The organism is Pseudomonas sp. Pseusp16, assembly GCF_047324915.1.
GTDB lineage: Bacteria > Pseudomonadota > Gammaproteobacteria > Pseudomonadales > Pseudomonadaceae > Aquipseudomonas > Aquipseudomonas fluorescens_CD.
This window is the reverse complement of the sequence record NZ_CP168522.1, coordinates 6,888,550-6,914,030: the sequence shown is the minus strand read 5'-3', so window position 1 is coordinate 6,914,030 and position 25,481 is coordinate 6,888,550. Positions and strand designations below refer to the sequence as shown.

The window sequence follows — 25,481 nt, the reverse complement described above, 5'->3', positions numbered from 1 at the left end:
CAAAACAACAGGACCAGCCCGCAACAACAGATCAAAGCTCGAAACGCAATTCCGGCCAGATCGGCGAAGTCCCACGCTTCTGCGACTCAAGAATAGCCCTGCACAACGAACACAGCCGCTGATCCTGAAACACCCGACGATCAACACTCGACCAGCGAGGCTGCGCCGGCAACAGGCTGCCGCACAAGGTGCGGTCAGCCGAGCCGCCCAACTCCAGTTGACGGGTCACCAGATGTACCCGCACTTCCTGGCAGGCGAACAGATCCAGCTGTTCGTCAGGCTCGATCAGTTGGTAGGCAAAGAGTGACCAGGCGGGACGCGGCATCGGGGGCTCCAAATCGGGGGCGCCACCTTAGCCGAAAGCCTGCTTCTAGAAAAGTGTCATAACAGCGGTTTTAGGGTAGGCCAGACATTTTCCAGCAACTTGTCCTGGGCCCCGGCCGCCGGGTGTATGCCGTCAGCCTGCATCAAGTCCGGATGGCCGCCCACGCCGTCGAGGAAAAACGGCACCAGCGGGATCTTTTTCTCATCGGCCAGGTTGCTGTAGACCTCGGCAAACGCCTTTGTGTAACGCGCACCGTAATTGGGTGGCAATTGCATGCCGAGCAGCAACACCCTGGCACCGCTGGCCCGGGAGCTGTCGATCATTGACGCAAGATTTTGTTGCAATTGCGTTGGCAACAATCCGCGCAGCCCGTCATTGCCGCCCAGTTCGAGGATCACCAGCTCCGGCTTATGCTCTGCAAGCAGCGCGGGCAGCCGCGCCCGGCCTCCGGCACTGGTGTCGCCACTGATGGACGCATTGACCACTTTATCGTCGAAACCTTCGAGCCTGAGCCGTTGCTCAAGCAGCGACACCCACCCCTGCCGGGTATCCAGCCCGAAACCGGCGCTGATACTATCGCCAACGATCAGGACTGTACCCGCCGCTGCGTTTTGGGCCATGCACAACAAGGCCAGGCCAGCACTCAAAAACCAGACACGCATCGGACTCTCCATGGGCGCAAGCATTCTCATCGCGAAGGACCTTAGCAAAGTGGTTCCCAGCGCGGAAGGTGAACTGACCATCCTGCACGAACTCAGCCTGGAACTGAACAAGGGCGACAGCCTGGCCATCGTCGGCGCTTCGGGTTCCGGCAAATCCACCCTGCTGGGCCTGCTCGCCGGCCTCGACCTGCCGAGCAGCGGCGAAGTCACTCTCGCCGGGCAAGGCCTGAGCAGCCTCGATGAAGACCAGCGTGCGCGCATCCGCGCCGAGCACGTGGGTTTTGTGTTCCAGTCATTCCAGTTGCTCGACAGCCTCAATGCCCTGGAAAACGTCATGCTGCCGCTGGAACTCGATGGCCGCAAAGACGCCCGCGAACGCGCCACCCAATTGCTGCAACGCGTGGGGCTGGGCCAGCGCCTGACTCACTCGCCACGCCAGCTCTCGGGGGGCGAACAACAACGCGTGGCGATTGCCCGCGCATTCGCCGCCGAGCCCGATGTGCTGTTCGCCGACGAACCGACCGGCAACCTCGACAGCCACACCGGCGAGCGCATCAGCGACTTGCTGTTCGAACTCAACAAGGAACGCGGCACGACCCTGGTACTGGTGACTCACGATGAACGCCTGGCCCATCGCTGCCGGCGCCTGATCCGCCTTGAAGCCGGCCTGCTGGTCGCCCCTCTGGAGCCTTGATGGCACGTCTGCCGCTGTTGCGCCTGTTCAGCCTCGCCATCCGCCAATTGCTGCGCGACGCCCGCGCCGGTGAATTGCGCGTGTTGTTTTTCGCCTTGCTGGTGGCCGTGGCCGCCAGCACCGCCATCGGTTACTTTGGCGCGCGCCTGAATGGCGCCATGATGTTGCGCGCCACCGAATTCCTCGGTGCCGACCTGCTGCTCGAAGGCAGCTCGCCGGCGCGCCCCGAGCAAATAAGAAGCGGCACCGAACTGGGTCTGGAACACGCTCAAGTGGTGGAGTTCTCCAGCGTTATCGCCACCGACAAAGGCATCCAGCTGTCCAGCATCAAGGCGGCCGATGGCACCTACCCGCTGCGCGGCGAACTGAAAAGCGCGCCCGCGCCCTTTGCCGTGGAGGAACCCGGTGGAGGACCGAAACCCGGCGAAGCCTGGGTCGAGGCACGCCTGCTGACCGCCCTGGACCTGAAGATCGGCGACAGCATCGATGTCGGCATGAAAACCCTGAAACTGACGCGGGTGCTGACGTACGAACCCGACCGCGCCGGCAATTTCTACAGCCTGACGCCACGAGTGCTGATCAATCTCGGCGACCTTGTGGCCACCGGTGTAGTGCAGCCCGGCAGCCGGGTCAGCTATCGGGAGTTGTGGCGCGGCGATGCCAAGGCGCTGGAAACCTATCGGCAACTCATAAAACCGGGCCTCGCCGCCAATCAGCGCTTGCAGGACGCCCGTGACGGCAACCGGCAGATCGGTGGAGCCCTGGGCAAAGCCGAACGCTACCTGAACATGGCCAGCCTGGTCGCGGTGTTGCTGTCCGGCGTGGCGGTTGCGCTATCGGCAACCCGCTTCGCCACTCGCCGATTCGATGCCAGTGCCTTGCTACGCTGCCTCGGGCTGTCACGCTGGGAAACCCTGGTGTTGTTCAGCCTGCAACTGACCGTCCTCGGACTGCTGGCCAGCATCAGCGGCGCCCTCCTCGGCTGGTTCGCACAGCTGGGGTTGTTTGCCCTGCTGCATGACTTGCTGCCGACCGACGTGCCTGCGGGCGGGCTGTTTCCGGCCGTTGCCGGGATCGGCACCGGACTGGTGGCGCTGGCCGGTTTCGCCTTGCCGCCGCTGGCGGCTCTGGGCCGGGTTCCGCCATTGCGCGTATTGCGTCGGGACATGCTGCCTATCCCTTCCAGCACCTGGATGGTCTACGGTGCAGCACTGGGTGCCCTCGGCCTGATCATGTGGCGTCTGAGCCTGGACCTGCTGCTGACCTTTGCCCTGCTCGGCGGTGGCGTGATTGCAGCGCTGGTGCTGGGCGGTTTGTTGCTGCTGCTGTTGAAGAGCCTGCGGCGCATGCTCGCCCGTGCGTCCCTGCCCTGGCGCCTGGGACTCGGGCAATTGCTGCGTCACCCGCTCGCGGCCGCGGGCCAGTCCCTGGCGTTCGGCCTGATTCTGCTGTCGATGGCGCTGATTGCGCTACTGCGCGGTGAGTTGCTGAATACCTGGCAAAACCAGTTGCCGAAAAACGCCCCCAATTACTTCGCCCTGAACATCCTGCCCGCGGACAAACAGGCCTTCACCGATCACCTGATCGCCGTGTCGGCGCAATCGGCACCGTTGTATCCGGTGGTGCCGGGGCGCTTGATCAGCATCAACGGCGAACCGGTGCAGCAGATCGTCACCAAGGAATCGGCGGGGGATCGGGCAATCCAGCGCGACCTGAGCCTGACCTGGGCCGCGGACCTGCCGTCGGGCAACAAACTCACGACCGGTAATTGGTGGAACGAACAGACGCCGGACGATGTTCCCGGCGTGTCGGTGGAAGGCAAGGTCGCTGAAAGCCTGAAAATCAAGCTCGGCGACCATCTGGTTTTCAGCGTTGGCGGGGTCAATCGCGAGGCGAAAGTCACCAGCCTGCGGGAGATCAACTGGGACAACTTCCAGCCGAACTTCTTCATGATCTTCCAGCCCGGCACCCTGAAGGATCTGCCGGCAACTTACCTGACCAGTTTCTATCTGGCACCGGGCCATGACCAACAGATCGTCGACCTGTCCCGTGCCTTCCCGGCGGTGACGATCCTGCAGGTCGAAGCCTTGCTGGAACAACTGCGCAGCATTCTCGCCCAGGTCACCCTGGCGGTAGAGTATGTGTTGCTGTTCGTACTGGCAGCGGGGATGGCGGTGCTGTTTTCCGGCCTGCAGGCGACACTGGACGAACGCATTCGCCAGGGCGCATTACTGCGAGCGCTGGGCGCTGAACGGCAATTGCTGGTCAAGGCACGGCGCATCGAGTTCGGCTTGCTCGGTGCGGTCAGCGGTTTGCTGGCGGCACTGGGATCGGAACTGGTGAGCCTGGTGCTCTACCGCTATGCCTTCGACCTGCCATGGCATCCGCATCCATGGCTGTTGTTGCTGCCATTGGTGGGTGCCGTGCTGATTGGCGGTGCCGGGGTGTTCGGCACCCGTCGGGCATTGAACGCCAGCCCGCTGACAGTCCTGCGCGAGGGTTGATAGACTCCAGCCATCCTCACCACAAGAAGCTGTCATGAGCCGTTATCGCCCTCCCCGCACCGCCGGCACCGCGCTGATCACCCCCGAGGGTGAAGCGCGGATGCGTGCCGAGTTCCATGAACTGTGGCATGTACGCCGGCCCCAGGTTACCCAGGCTGTCAGCGAAGCCGCGGCCCAGGGGGATCGCTCGGAGAACGCCGAATACACCTACGGCAAAAAGATGCTGCGAGAGATCGACAGCCGCGTGCGTTTTCTCACCAAGCGCCTGGAGGCGCTCAAGGTCGTCAGCGAAAAACCCAGCGATCCGAACAAGGTCTATTTTGGCGCCTGGGTGACGATCGAGGACGAAGACGGCAAAGAGTCGCGCTACCGCATTGTCGGGCCGGATGAACTGGACCTCAAACAAGGCCTGATCAGCATTGATTCGCCATTGGCCCGCGCCCTGATCGGCAAGGCACTGGACGCCGAAGTTCGAGTCCAGACACCGACCGGTGAGCAGTGTGTTTATATCGTGGCGATCGACTACCCGTAGAACTCAACGGCGGGTGATCAGCCCTTGCCGGGCAACGCGAGTCAGTTGCCTGATCACTTCCGGCGCGTCTTCAAGGCTGGGGGATTGAATCACTGCCAGATCGAAACTGTCGTCGGCGAAACGAGCGAGCGACTCACCGTCTTCGACAAACTGGATCAGGAAGGCAGCGGGACCGCCGGTACGACGAGGCCAGCCATCGAGATAACGCAAGAGCGTCGGCTGATGTTTGCCGCCAAGCAGGATTTTTGGATTGCGCTGGGTGAGATGTGCCGTGATCGGCGCGGGACGTACAACAGGGTTTAGTGCATTCATTGTGTCGTGTCTCTGCCTCAAAAGTCTGCATGGCAGGTGAGAGGCAACACCGAACCAGCGCTTTAGCGGTATTTCGAAGCCTGTTCCGGCTTCTATCGGCAACTGAATGAGTCACCTGGCGCCCCGCAAGTAGCTGTTTAAATCGGCGCATGAGCAACATCCTAGAGAAGCTGACTGGACAGTGTCAAGAATGACGCACAACAAAAAAGGCCCGCACAATGCGGGCCTTTTCGTTGAGCCAGAGCGGTCAACCGGCGATGGCACGGTCCGCCGAGAGTTTGCCCGCACCTTCGATCAATACCGCGATACTGCCACCGAGCAACGCCAGGGCGAATTCATAACCGTTGTTGGCCATGAACAGACCGTTGCTGATGTGCACCGTGAAAATCGCGACCAGCGACAGTAATGCCAGGCCAAGTGCGGCCGGGCGAGCCAGCAAGCCGATGATCAGGGCCAGGCCGGCGAAGAATTCGATGCCACCCGCCATTGCCGCCATCAGGTAACCCGGCGTCAGCCCGACGCTTTCCATGTACTGCGCGGTTCCCGCCAGACCATAGCCACCGAATGCCCCGAAGAGTTTCTGCGAACCGTGTGCGGCGAAGACAATGCCGACAACGATGCGCAGAACTGTCAGGCCGTAGCCAGCGCGGGTGGACAGTACCTTGTTGATCAGAGTGCTCATGCTGTTTCATTCCTTGCTGATGTGTGTTGGTTGGCCGCTATATTAATCAGTAAATCATATGTTAAAAGCGCAAAAAGCCGGCAATAACAATCAGATTAGTAGATCAATTACGTGAGACAACCTTTTGTCCCTGGGGCTCCAACGACTCCCGCTCCCGGTCGAACGCCAAATAATACTTGTTCACGCTATTAACATAGCTGACGGGCCCCATGCCCACTTGCTCCATGGCAACGCGTTCGACCTGGAAGAACCACTGGTTGGGATTCAACCCTCGCCGCCGGGCTTCGGCGCGCATGCCCTGAACCCGCTCCGGCCCGATGTTGTAGGCTGCCAGCACAAAGGCCATGCGTTCGCGTTCATTGAGTTTCGGGCTGGCAAAAAACTTGCGCCGGATCATCGCCAGGTACTTGGCCCCGGCCTGCACATTGCCGTCTACGTCCTGGATATTGTTGACCCCCACCCGCTGCGCCGCAGAAGGCGTGATCTGCATCAGGCCGGTCGGGCCACCACCACTGCGGGCCGTGGGCTGCAACGCTGATTCCTTGAACGCCAACGCCGCCAGGTTCAGCCAGTCCATGCCTTGGGCATCGGCGTGCTTTTGCAGCACCGGGCGGAGTTTTTCCAGACGCTGCCGATCGGCCTTGGCCAGTGGGTAGTGCACTTGATAGAGACGCCGATAGATCCGCAGGAACGCGGCGTCCTGATCCGACGGTTTTTTGTAACCGGTGAGGAAGCGATCAATACTGGCCCGCAGCATCGAGGCATCACGGCGTACGAACCAGAACTCCTCTCCCGGATCGCTGATGAGTACCTGCTTGTCGAAACGCAACCTGGGCAGGATCTTGCCCCAGCGTTCGGCGATCGGCTGCTCGACAATGGTCAGGTGGAAGATCCCGCCCTGCACCATTTCCAGGACGTCCTCGACGGCAAGGGTCGGATCGACCCATTCGATTGTGACCGGTGGCAGTTTGTGCAGGGCGAGCTTTTGATTGATCTGGCTGACAGCATCCCCGGCGGCGCTGCCGGCAGGCAAGGCCAGGGTTTTGCCGGATAGCTGTTCAAGCCGGGTGTAGCGGCGTTCGCCCTTGATGCCCACCAGCACCAACGGGATGTTGCTGGCAATCGGCTCACTGGTGCTGACGGCGAAGCCCGCTTGCAGATCGAGCAACTCGCCTGGCGCCACCAGATCCCCCTCCCCGCGCTGCAATGCGCCGAGCAGTTGATCCTTGGCCTTGGGAATGATCTTGAGGGTAATTTCCTGACCGTCACGGGCGTGGCCGTTGAGGTATTGCTCGAACGCTCTGAGGCGATGATATTCGACCCCGATCGCCTGCCCCTGGACTTCGCCGGAACTGTTGCGGCTCTGGTTGACCAATACCCGCAGCACTCGGCTGCTGCGAATTTCCGCAAGATCGCGCACCTTGCTGGCCGGTACGGCTTGCAGCGGCCCGGGCAGACGCGCGACCGCCGACATCGGCAGTAGCAGCGAACAGCACAGCAGTAGCAAAACCGAGGGACGAATCATCCACTCTCCGGAAAGAATATGAGGCACGCTTCAATGACAAATGGCATCAAGCGCAGCGACAAAACAGAGCGCCTTGGGCGCTGGCAACGTGCGAAAGACTGGCACAATGATGGCAAAACTACCAACCCGGCCTGCCCCGCGGCTCAAGAGACAGCGTTAACTCGTTGTAGTTCTTGGCTTTTCTTATAAATCCACGGCTCTGATATGCTTTCCGGCCTTTGGCCCGAGGTAGCACCATGCAACTCATCGATATCGGCGTCAACCTGACCAACCCCAGCTTTGCCGACAAACACCAGGCCGTACTCGACCGTGCCTACGCGGCCGGTGTATGCCAACTGGTGCTGACCGGCACCAGCATCGAGGGCAGCGAGCAGGCCCTTGAACTGTGCCAGCAACTGGACGAAAGCACTCAGCGCCTGTTCGCCACCGCCGGTATTCACCCTCACTGCGCCAGTGACTGGAACGCCGACAGTGCCCGACGTTTGCGCAGCTTGCTCAAGGAGCCAAATGTGGTGGCCGTGGGTGAATGCGGGCTGGATTTCAACCGTGACTTCTCGCCGCGCCCGCAGCAGGAAAAGGTCCTCGAAGAACATCTGGCCATGGCCGTTGAATTGCAGCTGCCGGTCTTTCTGCACGAACGCGACGCCAGCCAGCGTTTGCTGGAAATCCTGCGCGACTTCCGCGACCGACTGCCGGCTGCCGTGGTTCATTGTTTCACTGGCGAACAGAAGGCACTGTTCAGCTATCTCGACCTGGACTTGCACATCGGCATTACCGGCTGGATCTGCGACGAACGCCGGGGCACGCATTTGCATCCGCTGGTCAAGGAGATCAAGCGCGGGCGCCTGATGCTCGAAAGCGATGCACCGTACCTGCTGCCGCGCAGCCTGCGCCCCAAGCCGAAAAACGGGCGAAACGAGCCTGCATACCTGACCGAAGTATTGCGCGAAGTGGCACTGCATCGCGGGGAAAGCCAGGAAGATCTGGCGGCGCATACTACGGCGTGTGCTCGGGCGTTTTACCGGCTACCCACCATCGCCTTGTAAACACGGCCCCTTGTGGGAGCGGGCTTGCTCGCGAAGGGGGACTATCAAACACCACTGATGTCGACTGATACCCTGCTTTCGCGAGCAAGCCCGCTCCCACATTGACTTGTATCAAGGTTCGAATTTCTGAGTAGCGGCACAATGATGGCACCTTGCCAAAACTGTTTCCGCTATCAGAGAAGACCTCCATGGGTGCCTGGCTTAGCAATATCTCGCTGAAATACAAATTCTGGGCGGTCAACGCTGTCGCCTTCATCACCACGCTTTTGCTAGTGCTGTACGCCGTGCAGCTCGAACAACAGGCCCGCAGTCATGCATCCCGGGCTTCGGCTCAGTCACAGGCGCGATTGCTTGGCGCCTGGCCTGCCGGGCAACCGCTGCCCGAGACCGATAACCTGCTGACGTTCAATCGCGGACAGGCGCCATCGCTGAATGGACAACCCATACCGCAACTCACCCATGCAAACGGCTGGGTCGAGATCAACTCAATGCCGTTGTTCGGTGACAATCCATTGATGGGTGCCGAAGTGTTCGCGCGCGCCGACGGCCAGCAGGTCGCTGTGATTGTCCACGGGCCAAGCCTGAGCCAGGTGTTCAGCGAGCGCTTCGCCAACTACGCGTTGGCGGTGTTCATCCTGATGCTGGCAATGCTCGGCGCATCGCAGTTATTGATCCGCTTCCTGCTCAGCCAGCTCAATACCTTGAAAGACGTCATGCTCCACGTGGAGAAAACCGGCGACCTGTCAGCCCGCGTACCATTGGCTTGCAGCGACGAAGTCGGGCAAATGGCCAACGCCTTCAACGCCATGCAGGCCGGTTATCAACGGGTGGTCAACACGGTCGCCAACACCGCCCGGCAACTGGACGTCGGTGCCGCACGGCTGGCGGCCAGCATGAATGAAGTGCGCCTCGGCATGCTGGGCCAGCAAAGCGAAACCGATCAAGCCGCCACGGCGATCAATGAAATGACCGCAACAGTCCATCACATCGCCCAACACGCAGGTGCCACCCGCGACCTTTCGCAATCGGCCGATACCCTGGCCGGCAGCGGCCAGGAGGTCGTGACACGGGTGCAGCAGTCGATTGCCGGACTGTCCACCGGCGTCCAGCAGACTGCCGAGATGATTCAATGCCTGGCCGAGGACAGTCAGAAGATAAACGGCGTGGTCAACGTGATTCACAGCATCGCCGAGCAGACCAATCTGTTGGCACTCAACGCCGCCATCGAAGCGGCCCGGGCCGGCGAAATGGGACGCGGGTTTGCCGTGGTCGCCGATGAAGTGCGCAACCTTGCCAAACGCGTCCAGGCCTCCACGGACGAAATCACGCGCATGGTGTCAGCGTTGCAGGCCGGTACGCGTGACGCCGTGGATTTCATGCAGGAGAGCTCGTTCAAGGCCGACGACTGCGTGCAACAGGCGCTAGAGGCCGGCGTGGCACTAGCCGAGATCACCGGTGCGGTGGCGCAGATGCGAGAAAGCAATACACAGATCGCGGTGGCGGCCGAGCAGCAGAGCCAGGTGGCGGAAGAGATGAACCGGGCGGTGGTGAGCATCCGTGACGTGACCGAGAACACGGTGCAGCAGACGGTGACGTCGGCGACGACCAGCAATGAGCTGGCGGCGTTGGCCGGGGAGTTGAGCAGGGCTATAGGTCAGCTCAAACTGTAAGGGCCTCTTCGCGGGCAAGCCCGCTCCCACAGGTGACCGCGTTCTTTCATTGGAATACCGTCAAAATGTGGGAGCGGGCTTGCTCGCGAAGGCGTCAGAACTGACAAGATCAATCCAGACCATGGCGCCTATCAAGCCAATAGCCAGCCTTGATTCGCCGCCAGCATTGACCGGGCCTATTCTTCATCTCATGTATTCAACATGGATCGAGGATCAGCATCATGGGCAAACGTCACCCCAACCTTCCCGCCTGGCAATGGCGAGCGTACCCGAACAATCATCAGCACCCGACAAACCTGGTGTTGCACCTGATCGCGGTGCCGCTGTTCATCGTGGCGTTTCTGTTGATCGTGTCCGGGGTGTTCAGCCTGACCCTTTCGAACATCGCCATCGGCGTGATCGGTGTGATTGCCGCGCTGGCCTTGCAACGTCACGGCCACAGCCTGGAGGCGCAAGCCGCCGAACCCTTCAGTGACCGCAAGGATGCGATATCGCGCCTGATGGTCGAGCAGTTCCTGACGTTTCCGCGGTTCTTCCTCAGCGGTGGCTGGTGGCGCGCCTGGCGCGAGCGCCACCGTCGTCACTGATCAGGCAAACACCGTCACCGTCTGCCGGCTCATGGCGATCAACCGACCATCCGCGCTCCACATTTTCGCGGCCGCATGCCCGTAGCCGTCGGCGGCGTGCTCGGTTTCGACGAGGTATTTGCACCAGTCCAGGGTGCTCAGTTCCAGCGGCGGTTGCACGAACTCAATGGTCCAGGTCAGTGTGCTTCCCATCGCCGGCTTCTTCAGAAATGGCATCAGGGCCGGCGGCCAAGCGTCCACCAGCGCGAGGATATGCGCCTCACTGACGGCCTCTTCTTTCACGTCGCCGCGCAGGCGCACCCAGCCGCCCATTTGCCGGGATGTACTACCGCTGAACGGCAGCCCGCCGACACTCCAGCGCATCGCCAGATGCCGCATGAACTCCGGGAGGACGCCTTCGACAAAAGGCAATTCCTGGCATTCGTCCCAGTGCTTCATTTCAGGTGCCGGTTCAGCAGCCACCGCCACTTCCGAAGGGCGTGAGGCGCCAAAACTGCCCTGGATCAACGTCACCACCTGCCCCTTCTGCATCACCCGACCCAACACCTGGCTGACCGCCTTGCCTTCGCGCAACACGTCGACTTCAAAACTGACCGGTACCTCGGGTTCAACCGGGCCGACAAAGGTGATTGCCAGCGAGCGCACCGGACGATCCGCCGGCACCCGGGCACGCATGGCCTCGTACTGCAAGGCGGCCACCAGGCCACCAAAAGTGGCGCGCCCCTGGGCCCAGGAGGCCGGAATAGACAGCTCCAGCGGCTGGCTACGGACAGCGTCGAGCAGTTCGGAAAAACGCATGAAAACCTCAGGGATCGAAAAAAGACGAAGGGATCTTAACCATCTGGCGAAGTCGACACATCGCCTATTCCGGCCAAATTGACTGACAGATGAGCCGCACAAGGCTCGCTCCTACAATGGATCTCCGGTGTTTTCAGGGTTTGAAACAAGCCTTGCTGAGCTTTTCCAGCACCTGGTCCGCACGGCTTTCGGCCTCGGCCATGGTGGCGGTCCAGACTGCAACACAGGGCTGCAAATCCGCTTCCAGTTCAGCCATGGCCAGCCATTGCACGCAATCGTGCCAGTCACCCAGCGCGCCTTGGGCCGATTTCAACCGCGGCATGGCCGCTTTCGGCAAACGGTCCAGTTCGGGGTAAGCGTCGATGCCATAGCGCACCCGCTTGATCAGCAGGCGCAAGCGATGACGGTCATGGGCCGGGTCATGCAGTGCCTCGTCGAGTATTTTCCACTGTTTGCCCAGGCGCTTTTCGATGCGCTTGCGCAGGCCCTTGAGCAATCCCTGGCGCTGGGCGGCACGCAGAAAACGCGGAAACGCATCGAGGACGATCAGCAATTGCGCGAGCTCCGGGCTAGCCGCAACGGCCGGATAGGCTTCGGTCATTTGCGCCATGCGCCGCTGTGCGGCCTGGGGTTGATGGTGCTGGTGCAGGTACGCCGCCAGCACTTCGCGATCACGCAATGGCGTGGTCAGCTCTCCCACCCGGGAGGCTGCCGCTTCCAGTTGCTCGACACCGGGCAACCCGCGCAAGGGTCGCAACAGGCTGCGTAACCGACGCATGGTTGTGCGCAGATCGTGTAACGCTTCAGGGTCAGTACGCTCTTTCAGGCGGGCCTGACAGGCCAGCAGACGAATTTCCAGGCCCAGAATTTGAGCCACCAACCGATCGATCATGGGGGTTTACTCCGTAAACAGCGCCAGGCTCCAGGCTACGAGCTGCAAGCCCGATGAGTCTTGCAATTGGTAGCTTAGAGCCTGGCGCTGCTTTTTGCCTTCAACGCCCCGCGCGCGACTCGCGAATATAGAAACGGGCCTTCTCGGCCTTGTGGGAGCAGCCCTCGAATCCCTCGAATTGCTGTTGGGTCTTGGCCGCGGTCAACAGCGACAAGGCTTTGGAGTAGCTGACGGTCCCGGCGAATCCTTCGGCCTTGGCCAGGTCCAGCTCATGCCAGGCGGCATCGAGCTGGCTGCCACAGCTGTCGCGGTAGGCGGTTTTGCCGGCACAACCGGCGAGCGCCAGGGCAATCAATGGCACGCAGATCCAGGCTTTCATCACTCACTCCTCAAAGATAGGTCAACAGTCATGCAGGTAAGACGGTGTGGCACCTGAAAAGTGCCGTTGGTCCCCTGTGCAAACTATAGCGCCGACAAGAATAATCATGTGCCGCCATGGAGTGTCGAAAATACGACGCTCCTGCCCCACCGAACGACCATGGCGATTGAAGCATGACCCTCGATGGGTGCATTGTTGAACCATTCAAACGAGGGCGATTCATGAAAAAGCGCGTCGCACTGGTGTTGGGCTCGGGTGGAGCCCGGGGTTATGCGCATATTGGGGTCATTGAAGAGATCGAGCGACGCGGCTATGACATCGCCTGTGTCGCCGGTTGCTCCATGGGCGCGGTGGTGGGCGGGATCTACGCCGCCGGCAAACTCAATGATTACCGCGACTGGATCGAGAGCCTGGACTATCTCGACGTGCTGCGTCTGGTGGACGTCAGTTTTCGTCTGGGGGCGATTCGTGGCGAGAAAGTCTTCGGGCAAATCCGCAAGATCGTCGGCGAGATCAACATCGAAGACTTGCGTATCCCCTACACGGCCGTTGCCACCGACCTGACCAACCAGCAGGAGATCTGGTTCCAGGAAGGTTGCCTGCATCAGGCCATGCGCGCCTCAGCGGCGATTCCCAGCCTGTTCACCCCGGTGATGCAGGGCAACCGCATGCTGGTGGATGGCGGCATTCTCAACCCGCTGCCGATCGTGCCGGTGGTGTCGAGCCATTGCGATCTGATCATCGCGGTCAACCTCAACTCCACCAACCAGCGCCACTATCAATTGCCGGTCATCCAGCGTCCTGCCGCCTTCAAGACCCGCTTCGACAGCCTGATCAACTCCGTCGGTTCGAAGTTGCCGTTCCGGCGCAAACAGGCTGAACAATTGTTGGTTCTGGAACAGGAAGCCTTGAAGGCCGAAGGTGCGGACCTCAACCCGTGGATCGAGTCCGCCGAGCCCGAGGCGCAGCAACCCGCGGCGGCTCCGGAAACCAGTGGCGCCCCCCGCTCCGCCACCGGCTCGTTCATCATCGACAACGTAGGACCGGCGTCCTTGCTGGACTTGATCAACCAGAGTTTCGAGGTGATGCAGACGTCGCTGGCACAGTACAAGATTGCCGGGTACCCACCGGACATCCTGATCAACGTGCCCAAGCGCGTGTGCCGGTTTTTCGAGTTCTACAAGGCGCCGGAGCTGATCGCGCTGGGACGGGAAATTGCGCGGGATACGCTGGATCGCTATGAGAATGAGCAGAACTGAAAGCCTGAAAGCTTTGTGGTGGCTATCAGGGCCTCTTCGCGAGCAAGCCCGCTCCCACAGTAAATCTTCGGTGTTCACAAAATTTGTGTCTGACCGGGATCCCGTGTGGGAGCGGCGGTGCGGCGATCCGACTTGCTCGCGAAGGCGTCAGGTCAGCCACCACAGAACGTCAAACCTCTTCACTCAATAACCGATACCCCACCCCCGCCTCGGTCACGATGAACCGTGGTCGGGTCGGGTCATCCGTCAGTTTCTGGCGCAAGTGCCCGACCACGATGCGCAGGTAATGAGTGTCTTCGGTGTGCGTCGGCCCCCAGATGTCCTTGAGCAATTGCTGCTGGGTGATCACCCGCCCGGGATGCCGCGCCAGTTGCGCCAGCACGGCGTATTCCTTGCGAGTCAGCGCAACTTCGATACCGTCGAGCAGCACCCGGCGATACGCCAGGTCGACCGTCAATGGACCGAAGGTCAGCGCCGCTTGCGGGACCTCGCCGGCGGGCGCCTGGCGCAACAGCGCACGAATCCGCGCCAGGAATTCCTGAATGCCGAACGGCTTGGTCACGTAGTCATTGGCGCCGCCATCCAGGGCCTCGACTTTCTGCCCTTCACCGGCGCGCACGGAGAGCACCAGCACGGGCACCGTCGACCACTCGCGAAAATCGCGCAATACCTGTTGGCCGTCCATGTCCGGCAAGCCCAGGTCGAGCACCAGCAAGTCCGGTTTGTTCAACGCAGCTTGAGCCAATCCTTCACTGCCGGTGCCGGCCTCCAGCACCTTGTAACCCTGGGAAGCGAGGCTGATGCGCAGGAATTTGCGGATCTGCGGTTCGTCATCGATGACCAAAATGGTCGCGGTCTGGCTCATGAATTCACATCAACACAAAGAAGTGGCAAGAGAGTAGCGCAAGCACGATCAGGCTTCACTTTCGTATCCCGGCTGAGCCTGTAGCGGCAGGTGCAATGTGATGCAGGTGCCACGCCCCTCGATGCCGTCGGCGACGCTGATGCGTCCGCCATGGGCACCGACCATGCCCTGACAGATCGCCAGCCCCAGCCCGGTCCCCTGCCCGCCACGATCACCCCGCGCCGCGGTGTAGAACATGTCGAAAATCTTCGCCCGCTCCTCCTCCGGAATCCCCGGGCCTTCGTCGCTGACCGAAAAGAACAGCTCACTGTCATCAGCTCCGGCGTGCAATTGCAAACGCCCGTGGGACGGCGAAAACCGCGCGGCGTTTTCCAGCACGTTGATCAGAGCCTGTTCGATCAGTGCGGCATGCACGAACAGCAACGGTAACTCGGCCGGCACGTCTGTGCTGACCTGCAACGGCGCAAGGACTGTCCGCAGACGGTTGAGCGCACTGCCGACGATGTCTGCCGGCGATACCCAGTCCCGCGCCAGCTTCAGGGCACCGTGGCCGAGCCGGGTCATGTCGAGCAGGTTTTGAATGTAGCGGTCGAGGCGCTCGGCTTCATCGCGGGTGCCTTCGAGCAGTTCACGTCGATCCTCCAGCGGGATCGCTTCACCCAGGGCCAGCAGGCTATCGATACTGCCGCGCATGGATGTCAACGGTGTGCGTAAATCGTGGGACACCGAAGCCAGCAAGGCACTGCGCAACTGTTCGGTTTCGCCGTGCAGCCGCGCCGCTTCCAGATCATCGGCCAGTTGCGCCCGGGCCAGTGCCTGGGCCAGCGGCTGGGTCAGCGCGGTCAACAAGCGTCGGCGCTGACCGCTCAGGGTCTGGCCTTCCCTGGCGCACACGCCGAGCAACGCCAGCGGGCCGTCTTCCACCGATAACGGCCACCACCACCAGCGGCCGAACGGCAAGGTGCCGGTGCCCGCACCCGCCGGTTGATCGTGCTGCCAAGCCCAATCGGCGGCGGCGCGTTCGGCTTCGGTGAACGTCAGCGGACCACCGGTTTCGACTTTCCAGCCGTTTTGCCCGTCGCGATTGAGCAGGCACAGTTGCACATCGCTCCAACCGTTGAGGTGCTGGGCGGCCGCGCTGACCACGGCCTGGCGGTCGGTGGCGGCGGTCAGTTTGCGTGACAGGTCGAGCAATTCAGTGGTCTCTTCCTGGGTGTCGCGCAGGGCTTGCAATTGCCGGCGCTGGCGCGCCGCGAGGTTGCCGGTGAGGGCCGCCATCAGCAGGAAGAACAATAATGTCAGTACGTCTTCTTCGCGCTGGATGCTCAGAGAGAAAGTCGGTGGAATGAACAGAAAGTCATAGGTCAGAAACGACAGCGCCGCACAGGCCAGAGCCGGTCCGAGACTGCTGCGCACCGCCACCAGCAACACGGCGGCGAGGAACACCAGTGAAATATTCGGCAGTGGCAGAACACTCGCCACGGCCCAGGCCAGGGCGCTGGCCAGAACCGTCGCGACCACGGCCAACACATAGTCGAACCAGACCAGTGAATGCATCGGCCGCCGATGGGGTTGATGCTGTGGGTGATCGCTGTCGAGAACGTTGATTTCCAGTCCGCGGGCATTGCGCAGCAGCCGCGCCGCCAGCCCGCCACCGAACAGACGTCGGCGCAAGCGCGGCCGGGACTGGCCGACCAGCACCAGGCTGGCACGACGTTCGGCGGCATGCTGAATCAAGGTTTTCGCCACCTCACCGGCCCGCAGCAACACCACTTCCCCCCCAAGCCGTTCGGCCAGTTGCTGGGCGCTTTGCAGGCGCAGGCGCGACTGTTCGTCCCGCACGCGGCCGTTGTCCACGTGCACCAGGCTCCAGGGCAGGTGCCGCCGTTGGGCCACGCGACTGGCATGCCGCACCAGACGCTCAGCCTGGGCATCGCCGTCGACCCCTACCAGCAAACGCCCACGCACCGCTGGCGCGGCTTGACCGAGTTGGCGATAGCCCTGGGCCAGATCGTTATCGACCTGAGCCGCCGCGGTTTGCATCGCCAGTTCGCGCAGGGCCGTCAGGTTGGTCTGGGAAAAGAACGCGTCGATGGCTGCCCGCGCCTGCTCCGGCACATAGACCTTGCCGTCACGCAGGCGCTCGAGCAGTTCCCGGGGCGGCAAGTCGATCAGCAGCAGTTCGTAGGCCTCCTGCAATACCCAGTCCGGCAGGGTTTCACGGACCTGCACGCCGGTAATGCCGCGCACCTGATCGTTGAGGCTTTCCAGATGCTGGACGTTGACCGTGGTGTACACGTCAATGCCGGCGGCGAGCAGCTCCTGAATGTCCTGCCAGCGTTTTTCGTGACGGCTGCCGGGGGCGTTGGTGTGCGCCAGTTCGTCGACCAGCACCAGTTTCGGTTTGGCTTTGATCAAACCGTCGAGGTCCATTTCTTCGAGCAACACGCCACGGTATTCCGAGCGCACCAACGGCTGCTGCGGCAAGCCGCCGAGCAGTGCTTCGGTTTCGGCCCGGCCGTGGGTTTCGACGACGCCGGCAATGACTTTCACCCCTTGGCGTAACTGGGTGTGGGCCGCTTGCAACATGGCGTAGGTCTTGCCCACCCCCGGCGCGGCGCCGAGAAATACCTTGAGCCGGCCACGACCATCACGGGGCAGGTCTGCTAACAGCGCGTCGGCGCGGCCGGAGTTGCTCATGCTTGGGGATCTCTTTTTACCGGGATTGATGTAGTGACTATTCTGCCGTCTTCGCGAGCAAGCCCGCTCCCACAGGAGTACGCATTCCAATGTGGGAGCGGGCTTGCTCGCGAATGGCAGCGCCGCCGGTTTACAGTTTTTCCAGCGCCAGATTCAACTCAAGCACATTCACCACCGGCGGGCCTACCAATGGCTGCTCTATGTGGGCGTCCAGCAGTTGTTGCAGTGTCGCTACCGGCAGATTGCGCGCCGCCGCAACACGCGCCAGTTGATAGGCAATCGCCGCTGGTGGCAAGTGCGGATCGAGACCGCTGCCGGACGTAGTGACCAGCGCCAATGGCACCGGCCCCTGGCCTGGCACCAGCAGTTTGTTGGCATCGTCGATCACGCGAGTGGCCAGGGCGGGGTTGCTCGGCGACAGGTTGCTGGCACTGCTCGACACGGTGGCAAAGGCACCGGCCGAAGGGCGCGGGTGAAACCAGGCGTCACCGACGAAATCCTGGGCGATCAGCGAGGAACCGCGGACCTTGCCCTCGGCATCACGCACCAGGCTGCCGTTGGCCTGATCCGGGAACGCGACCTGGGCCACGCCGGTGACCACCAATGGATAAGCGACGCCGGTGACCAGCGTCATCAGGACCAGCAGGCTCAGGGCCGGGCGTATCAATGTGGACATTTCAAAATCCTCGAATTCGCATGAAAACCTGTAGGAGCGAGCTTGCTCGCGATGGATCTGAAGGCGCCGCGCTGTGTCAGAAAGGGCGCGTTATCGTTTACCACCATCGCGAGCGAGCTCGCTCCTACAGGGGGGTGTTCAGTCAAACCAGATGCAACGCCGTCAACAGCATGTCGATCGCCTTGATGCCCACGAACGGCACCAGAATCCCGCCCAGTCCATAGATCAGCAGATTGCGCCGCAACAACGCCGCCGCACTCGCCGCCTGCACGCGCACACCGCGCAATGCCAGAGGAATCAGCACCACGATGATCAGGGCGTTGAATACGATCGCCGAGAGAATCGCGCTCTGCGGACTGCTCAGGTGCATCACGTTGAGCACGCCCAGTTGCGGGTAGATCGCGGCGAACAGCGCCGGCAGAATCGCGAAGTACTTGGCCACATCGTTGGCGATGGAAAAGGTCGTCAGCGCACCTCGGGTCACCAGCAACTCCTTGCCGATCTGCACCACGTCCAGCAGCTTGGTCGGGTCGCTGTCGAGGTCGACCATGTTGGCCGCTTCACGTGCCGCTTGCGTACCATCGTTCATCGCCATGCCGACATCCGCCTGGGCCAGTGCCGGGGCGTCGTTGGCGCCGTCGCCGCACATGGCGACCAGACGACCGTCGTTTTGCTCGTGACGGATGCGCGCCAGTTTTTTCTCCGGCGTGGCCTCCGCCAGCACGTCATCCACACCCGCTTCGGCGGCGATGGCGGCGGCGGTCAACGGGTTGTCGCCGGTGACCATGACGGTGCGAATGCCCAGTTTGCGCAGCTCGGCAAAACGCTCGCGAATGCCCGGCTTGACCACATCCTTGAGGTGGATCACACCGAGCAACTTGCCGTCTGCACACACCAGCAACGGCGTACCGCCGCTTTGGGCGATCCGGTCGATTTCACGGGACAATGGTGCAGCCAGATCCGCCCGCTTGAGGCCAACGAACGCCAGCAACGAATCCACCGCGCCTTTGCGAAACACGCGCCCCTGATAGTCGACACCGGACAAGCGGGTTTCGGCACTGAATGGCACGGCTGTCAGCACATCGGCGGACGGCTCCGGTTGCGGATGAGTGCCACGCAGGTATTCGACGATCGACTTGCCTTCAGCGGTGTCATCGGCCAGCGAAGCCAGCAATGCGCCTTCGGCCAGTTCCCTGGCTGTCACACCAGGGGCGGCATACACCGCCGAGCAACGACGGTTACCGAAGGTGATGGTGCCGGTCTTGTCCAGCAGCAGGACATGCACGTCTCCCGCCGCTTCCACTGCACGACCGGACTTGGCGATCACGTTCAGGCGTACCAGCCGATCCATGCCGGCGATACCGATGGCCGACAGCAAACCGCCGATGGTGGTCGGAATCAGCGTGACCAACAACGCCACCAGGAACACCAGCGGCAGGCTGCCGTTGGCGAAGTGGGCGAACGGTTGCAGGGTCACGACCACCATCAGGAAGATCAGGGTCAGGCCGATCAGCAGGATGTCGAGCGCCACTTCGTTCGGGGTTTTCTGGCGTTTGGCGCCTTCGACCAGAGCGATCATGCGGTCCAGGGTCGACTCGCCAGGGTTGGCGGTGATCTTCACCAGCAGCCAGTCGGACACCAGCCTTGTGTTGCCGGTGACGGCCGAGCGGTCGCCGCCGGACTCGCGAATCACCGGTGCCGATTCACCGGTAATCGCCGCTTCGTTGACCGCCGCGATGCCTTCGATCACCTCACCGTCACCGGGGATCATCTCCCCTGCTTCGACGCGCACCACATCACCCTTGCGCAGGCTGGTGGCCGGCACCACCTGGAAAGTGCCGTTGCTGGTTTTGCGCCGGGCGCTGAGGCCTTCGCTACCGGCCTTGAGACTGTCGGCGCGGGCCTTGCCGCGACCTTCGGCCAGGGCTTCGGCGAAGTTGGCGAACAATACGGTGAACCACAACCAGAGGGCAATTTGCGCAGCAACGAAGGTCGGCACCGCCGTGTCCGGCACGAAGCACAACACGGTGGTCAGGATCGCCGTCAGTTCGACCACCAACATCACTGGCGCACGATGCAATTGCCGTGGGTCGAGCTTGACGAAGGCTTGCAGCAACGCCGGGCGCCAGAGGGCCGAGATCGCGGTTTTTGGTTGTTCCGGCGCTTTGACGGTGGCGACCGGTTTAGTTACGGGCATATTCATCAAATAATCCTCAGAAGCCCATATTCAAGTGTTCAGCAATCGGACCCAACGCCAACGTCGGCAAAAAGGTCAAACCACCCACCAGCAAAATGGTCACGGTCAGCAGGGTGACGAACAGCGGGCCGTGGGTCGGAAAGCTGTTCTGGCCGATCGGTGCGGTTTTCTTCATCGCCAGGCTGCCGGCCAGGGCCAGGACCGGGAGGATGTAACCGAAACGACCGATCAACATGCCAAGCCCCAGCATCAGGTTGTGGAATGGGGTGTTGGCACCAAAGCCGCCGAACGCGGAGCCGTTGTTGGCACTGGCCGAGGTGTAGGCGTAGAGCAGCTGACTGAAACCGTGGGCGCCAGGGTTGCTCACGGCAGCCACCGGGCCTGGCAGGCTGGCGGCGATCGCGCCGAGCACCAGTACGCCGATTGGCATGACCATCAGGGTCACCACCAGCAATTGCACTTCTCTGGCCTGCAGTTTCTTGCCGAGGTATTCCGGAGTACGGCCAATCATCAGGCCGGCGAGGAACACCGCGATCAGCACGTTGAGCAACATGCCGTAGAGCCCGGCACCAACGCCGCCGAAGATCACTTCGCCGACCATCATGTTGACCAGCGCCACCATGCCGCTCAGTGGGTTGAGGCTATCGTGCATGCCGTTCACCGAACCGTTGGACGCGGCCGTGGTGGTCACCGACCACAGCACGGTGGCGGTGGTGCCAAAGCGTGCTTCCTTGCCTTCCAGCGGCGCGGTCTGTTCGACGGTGACGTTGTTCAACGCCGGGTTCGGTTGGTATTCAGCCCACAGCGAGGTCGCGCCGCCGATCAGGAACAGCGCCAGCATGCAGGCGATGATTGCGCGACTCTGGCGCAGGTCCTTCACGTAGTGGCCGAAGGTAAACACCAGCGCCACCGGGATCAGGATGATCGATGCCATCTCGAACAGGTTGGACCAGGCGGTCGGGTTCTCGAACGGGTGCGCCGAGTTCACGCCGAAGAAACCGCCCCCGTTGGTGCCCAATTGCTTGATCGCAATCTGGCTGGCGGCCGGCCCCAGAGGGATCACTTGATCAACGCCCTGCACGGTCACCGCATTCACGTATTGCGCGAAGGTTTGCGGCACGCCCTGCCAGACCAGATACAGCGCCAGCAGCAGGCACAGCGGCAACAGGCCGTAGAGGGTGGCGCGGGTCATGTCGACCCAGAAATTGCCAAGCGATGCCGTGGATTTGCGACCGATGCCGCGGCACAGCGCAACCAGAACTGCCAGGCCGGTGGCGGCGCTGACGAAGTTCTGCACGGTGAGGCCGACCATCTGGCTCAGATAGCTCAACGACGCTTCGCCGCTGTAGGCCTGCCAGTTGGTGTTGGTCATGAAACTGATGGCGGTGTTGAACGCCAGCGTCCACTCCTGGCCCGGCAGGTTTTGCGGGTTCAGTGGCAAGTGGTCCTGGAACAACAGAATCGCGAACAGCAGCAGGAAACCCGCGAGGTTGAACGCAAGCAGAGCCAGCGTGTACTTCTGCCAGCTCTGTTCGGCCTGCGGATCGACGCCGGCCAGTCGATAACAACCGCGTTCGACCGGGCCGAGAATCGGCGTCAGCCAGGTGCGCTGTCCTTCCATCACCTTGTAGTAGAAGCGCCCGAGAAACGGTGCCGGGACCAATACCACCGCGAAAAACGCGAGGATCAGCCAATAATCATGACTGTGCATAGCCGCTCCTAGTTCCGGTCCGCGCGCAACAGCGCAACCAACAGATAAATGAACAGCCCCACTGCCAACAGCAGTGACACTCCGTCCAGAACGCTCATGGAAGTTCTCCGTGTTACGGCGTATTGCCGCGTGTGGAGTCATTGTCGGAAAGGAGGCTGTAAAGGAACGAGACCGAGAGTGCGCGCGGCGCATAAAGAAAGCGTAAAGAGTGGGTTTACGCAGGGGTTACAGAGTGCGGGAAGGCGTTCCGCTTCGGGGAAAACCGGGCGTTTTGTGCCGGGTGCCCTGAATTTTGCACGAGAGTAGTGAGTGGTGGCCGCAAGTCATGGATAATCCAGCCTGATTGGCGCGACGCAACCCTATGGGGTCAAGAACTCTTGCACCTCCCCGCTCGCGCCTGCAAGCTACCGCCATTCGCATTACTGAAAAAGGCTGGCCCAACGTGCGTATCCTTATTACCGGCGGAGCCGGTTTCATAGGCTCGGCCCTTGTTCGCGAGCTGATTCAACACACCGAGCATGAAGTGCTCAACCTGGACAAACTGACATATGCTGGCAATCTCGAATCACTGACCAGCATTGCCAACGACACTCGCTACGAGTTCGTTCAGGCCGATATCGTGGATCAGGTGACTGTCGCAGCCGTGCTGGCTCGTTTCCAGCCTCACGCGATCATGCACCTGGCAGCGGAGTCCCACGTCGATCGTTCCATCGACGGGCCATCGGAATTCATCCAGACCAACATCGTCGGCACCTACAGCCTGCTCGAGGCCGCCCGCGCCTATTGGCAAGCCCTGCCGGAGCCTGAGAAAAGCGCCTTCCGTTTCCATCACATTTCCACTGACGAGGTTTACGGCGACCTGCACGGTGTCGACGATCTGTTTACGGAAACGACGCCCTACGCGCCGAGCTCGCCCTACTCCGCCAGCAAGGCCGCGTCCGACCACCTGGTCCGCGCCTGGCAGCGAACCTATGGCCTGCCGGTGCTGCTGACCAATTGCTCGAACAATTACGGGCCGTTCCACTTCCCCGAAAAACTGATTCCGCTGGTCATCCTCAATGCTTTGGCCGGCAAGCCGCTGCCGGTGTATGGCAATGGCCTGCAAGTACGCGACTGGCTGTTTGTCGAAGATCACGCCCGGGCACTGCTCAAAGTGGTCACCACCGGCACCGTCGGCGAGACCTACAACATCGGCGGGCACAACGAACAAAAGAACATCGACGTGGTACGGGGCATCTGCGCCCTGCTGGAAGAACTGGCACCGCACAAGCCTGAGGGCGTTGCGCATTACGCCGACCTGATCACGTTCGTCCAGGATCGTCCTGGTCATGACTTACGCTATGCCATCGATGCCAGCAAGATTGAACGCGAACTGGGCTGGGTGCCGGAAGAAACGTTCGAAACCGGCTTGCGCAAAACCGTTCAATGGTACCTGGACAACATGGAGTGGTGCCGCCGAGTTCAAGATGGCAGCTATCAGGGTGAACGCCTTGGCGCCATCAATCCCAAGGAGCTGCTCGCATGATGAAAGGCATCGTTTTGGCGGGTGGCTCGGGTACGCGCCTGCACCCGATTACGCTCGGAGTGTCGAAACAGCTGTTGCCGGTCTACGACAAGCCCATGATCTACTATCCGATCTCGGTGCTGATGCTGGCCGGCATCAAGGATATCCTGCTGATCTCCACCCCGCAGGATCTACCTCAGTATCGCAATCTGCTGGGTGACGGCAGCCAGTTCGGGGTGAACTTCACCTTTGCCGAGCAGCCATCACCGGACGGCCTGGCCCAGGCTTTTCTGATTGGCGAAGAGTTCATTGGCGATGACCCCGTGTGCCTGATCCTGGGTGACAACATCTTCCATGGTCAGCACTTTGGCGAACAATTGCAGAACGCGGCAAAGCGCTCCTCCGGTGCCACCGTGTTCGGTTACTGGGTCAAAGACCCCGAGCGCTTCGGTGTCATCGATTTCGACAGCGACGGACGTGCGCTTTCGATCGAAGAAAAACCGAAAAAGCCGAAATCCAGTTATGCCGTGACCGGCCTGTATTTCTACGACAATGATGTGATCGAGATCGCCAAGGCGGTGAAACCTTCGCCTCGCGGCGAACTGGAGATCACCGATGTCAACAATGCCTATCTGCAACGTGGCGATCTGCAGGTCGAGCGATTTGGTCGAGGTTTCGCCTGGCTCGACACCGGCACCCACGATAGCCTGCTCGAAGCCTCTCAATACGTGCAAACCATCGAACACCGCCAAGGCCTCAAAGTCGCCTGTCTCGAAGAGATAGCCTATGAAAACGGCTGGATCGACCGTGAGCAGCTGCTGGAGCGCGCCCGGTACTTCGGCAAGACCGGATATGGCCAGTACCTGGCCAAACTGGCAGGGGAAGAGCAATGAACCTGCGTGAGCCCGATTTGCCCGGCGACGAGACTGGACTGCGCCCATGAAAGTACTCATCAATGGCCGGCACGGCCAGGTTTCACATGAGTTGCAACGGCGACTGGGGGCTGTCGGCGAACTGATCGTATTGGGTCGCGATCAGCTCGATCTCGCGCAACCCGATCAGATTCGCCGTCAGGTGCAAAACATCCGGCCCGATCTGATCATCAACGCAGCGGCCCATACAGCGGTTGATCTGGCAGAAAGCGAGCCGCAATCAGCCTTTGCCATTAACGCGGTTGCTCCCGGCATCCTTGCTGAAGAAGCGCTGGCACTCGATATCCCGTTGATTCATTACTCCACGGACTATGTATTCGACGGGACGAAAGCCGGGCCTTACAACGAGGACGACATGCCCAATCCGCTCGGGGTATACGGCAAGAGCAAGCTGGCCGGTGAGCAGGCGATCAGGGACGTGCAAGGTAAACACCTGATCCTGCGTACCAGTTGGGTCTATTCGACTCATGGCCGTAACTTTCTGCTGACGATGCAACGTTTGCTGCAAGAAAAACCGGAGCTACGTGTGGTCGCCGATCAAATCGGCGCGCCTACATGGGCCGGTACAATCGCCAACAGCACCCTTGCCTTGATTGAACGCTGGCAGACGAAGACGGCTGCAAACTGGGGTACCTATCACCTGACCGCTCAAGGTGAAACTTCCTGGTTTGGCTTTGCACAGGCTATCGGCGAAGCATTGCGACAACAGGGCAAGCCCTGCGCCAAACTGATACCGATTCCGACCAGCGACTACCCGACCCCCGCCGCCCGACCGCTCAACTCGCGCCTGGATTGCAGTCGCTTGCAAACCGACTGGGGCGTCAGTCAACCTGACTGGCAAACGGCGCTACGCGAATGCCTTACCGAACAAACCTGAGCATCAACCGCTGCCCGTACCGGCATACCCGCGTTGCAGCGGTAGCGGGCATGCGGGCTTGCTCGCGAAAGCGGCATTTGAAGTAGCGGCGCCCCTGACTGACGCACAAATTTCGTGTATTCAGAGGCGAACATCCCCGATACGACAGCTTT

General features: G+C 61.4%; 24 protein-coding genes. 10 read left to right on the top strand and 14 right to left on the bottom strand.

What is annotated here, in order from left to right:
• Window positions 1-31: 31 nt before the first annotated feature.
• Window positions 32-325 (bottom strand): hypothetical protein, encoded by a 294-nt coding sequence (locus tag ACEN8Q_RS31440; RefSeq protein ID WP_003226812.1) that lies wholly within the window; start codon window positions 323-325, stop codon window positions 32-34.
• 56 nt (window positions 326-381) lie between these two features.
• The gene (locus tag ACEN8Q_RS31435) at window positions 382-987 is read right to left on the bottom strand and encodes an arylesterase (protein WP_413428253.1); all 606 of its coding nucleotides are present in this window, start codon (window positions 985-987) and stop codon (window positions 382-384) included.
• Window positions 988-997: 10 nt separating this feature from the next.
• On the opposite strand from ACEN8Q_RS31435, the gene ACEN8Q_RS31430 reads away from it, so the two are divergent.
• Genes ACEN8Q_RS31430 through greB form a run of 3 tightly spaced genes read left to right on the top strand, consistent with a single transcriptional unit; the run spans window position 998 to window position 4,717 of the window.
• Window positions 998-1,681: an ABC transporter ATP-binding protein gene (locus ACEN8Q_RS31430; protein WP_413428254.1), complete on the top strand. Its 684-nt coding sequence runs from the start codon at window positions 998-1,000 to the stop codon at window positions 1,679-1,681.
• A complete protein-coding gene (locus ACEN8Q_RS31425) occupies window positions 1,681-4,185 on the top strand; it encodes an ABC transporter permease (RefSeq protein ID WP_413704223.1) in 2,505 nt (834 codons plus the stop codon). The genes ACEN8Q_RS31430 and ACEN8Q_RS31425 overlap by 1 nt, the downstream gene beginning before the upstream one ends.
• A gap of 34 nt (window positions 4,186-4,219) precedes the next feature.
• The gene (gene greB, locus ACEN8Q_RS31420; RefSeq protein WP_007973570.1) at window positions 4,220-4,717 is read left to right on the top strand and encodes a transcription elongation factor GreB; all 498 of its coding nucleotides are present in this window, start codon (window positions 4,220-4,222) and stop codon (window positions 4,715-4,717) included.
• Between the two features lie 3 nt (window positions 4,718-4,720).
• On the opposite strand, the gene ACEN8Q_RS31415 is transcribed toward greB, so the two are convergent.
• The 3 genes from ACEN8Q_RS31415 to ACEN8Q_RS31405 all read right to left on the bottom strand — a co-directional run bounded on the left by ACEN8Q_RS31415 (window position 4,721) and on the right by ACEN8Q_RS31405 (window position 7,236).
• A complete protein-coding gene (locus tag ACEN8Q_RS31415) occupies window positions 4,721-5,029 on the bottom strand; it encodes a hypothetical protein (RefSeq protein WP_008001428.1) in 309 nt (102 codons plus the stop codon).
• A gap of 247 nt (window positions 5,030-5,276) precedes the next feature.
• The gene (locus ACEN8Q_RS31410; RefSeq protein ID WP_413428256.1) at window positions 5,277-5,711 is read right to left on the bottom strand and encodes a DoxX family protein; all 435 of its coding nucleotides are present in this window, start codon (window positions 5,709-5,711) and stop codon (window positions 5,277-5,279) included.
• 103 nt (window positions 5,712-5,814) lie between these two features.
• The gene (locus tag ACEN8Q_RS31405; protein ID WP_413428257.1) at window positions 5,815-7,236 is read right to left on the bottom strand and encodes a transglycosylase SLT domain-containing protein; all 1,422 of its coding nucleotides are present in this window, start codon (window positions 7,234-7,236) and stop codon (window positions 5,815-5,817) included.
• A gap of 236 nt (window positions 7,237-7,472) precedes the next feature.
• Between ACEN8Q_RS31405 and ACEN8Q_RS31400 the strand changes: the two genes are divergently transcribed.
• The 3 genes from ACEN8Q_RS31400 (at window position 7,473) to ACEN8Q_RS31390 (ending at window position 10,539) form a co-directional block, all read left to right on the top strand.
• Window positions 7,473-8,282, top strand: coding sequence for a TatD family hydrolase (locus ACEN8Q_RS31400; RefSeq protein ID WP_413704222.1), 810 nt, complete (start codon window positions 7,473-7,475; stop codon window positions 8,280-8,282).
• Window positions 8,283-8,470: 188 nt separating this feature from the next.
• Window positions 8,471-9,952, top strand: a complete 1,482-nt coding sequence (locus tag ACEN8Q_RS31395) for a methyl-accepting chemotaxis protein (RefSeq protein WP_413704221.1) — start codon at window positions 8,471-8,473, stop codon at window positions 9,950-9,952.
• A gap of 221 nt (window positions 9,953-10,173) precedes the next feature.
• Entirely contained in the window at window positions 10,174-10,539 is a 366-nt protein-coding gene (locus ACEN8Q_RS31390) for a terminase (protein ID WP_413428260.1), read from the top strand.
• Here the strand turns inward: ACEN8Q_RS31390 and ACEN8Q_RS31385 are convergent, their stop codons facing one another.
• The 3 genes from ACEN8Q_RS31385 to ACEN8Q_RS31375 all read right to left on the bottom strand — a co-directional run bounded on the left by ACEN8Q_RS31385 (window position 10,540) and on the right by ACEN8Q_RS31375 (window position 12,608).
• A complete protein-coding gene (locus ACEN8Q_RS31385) occupies window positions 10,540-11,337 on the bottom strand; it encodes an acyl-CoA thioesterase (protein ID WP_413428261.1) in 798 nt (265 codons plus the stop codon).
• Between the two features lie 133 nt (window positions 11,338-11,470).
• A complete protein-coding gene (locus ACEN8Q_RS31380) occupies window positions 11,471-12,229 on the bottom strand; it encodes a CHAD domain-containing protein (RefSeq protein ID WP_413428262.1) in 759 nt (252 codons plus the stop codon).
• Window positions 12,230-12,329: 100 nt separating this feature from the next.
• Window positions 12,330-12,608 carry a hypothetical protein gene (locus ACEN8Q_RS31375; RefSeq protein WP_008017838.1) on the bottom strand — a complete coding sequence of 93 codons (279 nt, stop codon included), beginning with the start codon at window positions 12,606-12,608 and terminating at the stop codon, window positions 12,330-12,332.
• Between the two features lie 221 nt (window positions 12,609-12,829).
• Between ACEN8Q_RS31375 and ACEN8Q_RS31370 the strand changes: the two genes are divergently transcribed.
• A complete protein-coding gene (locus ACEN8Q_RS31370) occupies window positions 12,830-13,867 on the top strand; it encodes a patatin-like phospholipase family protein (RefSeq protein ID WP_413428263.1) in 1,038 nt (345 codons plus the stop codon).
• A gap of 169 nt (window positions 13,868-14,036) precedes the next feature.
• On the opposite strand, the gene ACEN8Q_RS31365 is transcribed toward ACEN8Q_RS31370, so the two are convergent.
• From ACEN8Q_RS31365 to kdpF, 6 genes are all read right to left on the bottom strand, one after another.
• A complete protein-coding gene (locus ACEN8Q_RS31365; RefSeq protein ID WP_413704220.1) occupies window positions 14,037-14,732 on the bottom strand; it encodes a response regulator in 696 nt (231 codons plus the stop codon).
• Between the two features lie 48 nt (window positions 14,733-14,780).
• Window positions 14,781-17,432 (bottom strand): DUF4118 domain-containing protein, encoded by a 2,652-nt coding sequence (locus tag ACEN8Q_RS31360; RefSeq protein ID WP_413704219.1) that lies wholly within the window; start codon window positions 17,430-17,432, stop codon window positions 14,781-14,783.
• 130 nt (window positions 17,433-17,562) lie between these two features.
• On the bottom strand, window positions 17,563-18,108 hold the full coding sequence (gene kdpC / locus ACEN8Q_RS31355) for a potassium-transporting ATPase subunit KdpC (protein WP_159390292.1): 546 nt from the start codon (window positions 18,106-18,108) through the stop codon (window positions 17,563-17,565).
• Between the two features lie 142 nt (window positions 18,109-18,250).
• Window positions 18,251-20,311: a potassium-transporting ATPase subunit KdpB gene (gene kdpB / locus ACEN8Q_RS31350; RefSeq protein ID WP_413425589.1), complete on the bottom strand. Its 2,061-nt coding sequence runs from the start codon at window positions 20,309-20,311 to the stop codon at window positions 18,251-18,253.
• A gap of 10 nt (window positions 20,312-20,321) precedes the next feature.
• Window positions 20,322-22,016, bottom strand: coding sequence for a potassium-transporting ATPase subunit KdpA (gene kdpA / locus ACEN8Q_RS31345; protein ID WP_413425587.1), 1,695 nt, complete (start codon window positions 22,014-22,016; stop codon window positions 20,322-20,324).
• A gap of 8 nt (window positions 22,017-22,024) precedes the next feature.
• Window positions 22,025-22,114: a K(+)-transporting ATPase subunit F gene (gene kdpF / locus ACEN8Q_RS31340; protein WP_007899818.1), complete on the bottom strand. Its 90-nt coding sequence runs from the start codon at window positions 22,112-22,114 to the stop codon at window positions 22,025-22,027.
• A 344-nt stretch (window positions 22,115-22,458) separates the two neighbouring features.
• Between kdpF and rfbB the strand changes: the two genes are divergently transcribed.
• The 3 genes from rfbB to rfbD are packed head-to-tail and all read left to right on the top strand — an operon-like array spanning window position 22,459 to window position 25,329.
• Complete coding sequence (gene rfbB, locus ACEN8Q_RS31335) at window positions 22,459-23,541, top strand: dTDP-glucose 4,6-dehydratase (RefSeq protein WP_413425585.1); 1,083 nt, start codon at window positions 22,459-22,461, stop codon at window positions 23,539-23,541.
• Window positions 23,538-24,413 (top strand): glucose-1-phosphate thymidylyltransferase RfbA, encoded by an 876-nt coding sequence (rfbA, locus tag ACEN8Q_RS31330; protein ID WP_413425583.1) that lies wholly within the window; start codon window positions 23,538-23,540, stop codon window positions 24,411-24,413. Before rfbB ends, rfbA begins: the two co-directional genes overlap by 4 nt.
• Before the next feature lie 46 nt (window positions 24,414-24,459).
• Window positions 24,460-25,329, top strand: coding sequence for a dTDP-4-dehydrorhamnose reductase (rfbD, locus tag ACEN8Q_RS31325; RefSeq protein WP_413704218.1), 870 nt, complete (start codon window positions 24,460-24,462; stop codon window positions 25,327-25,329).
• Window positions 25,330-25,481 lie beyond the last annotated feature (152 nt).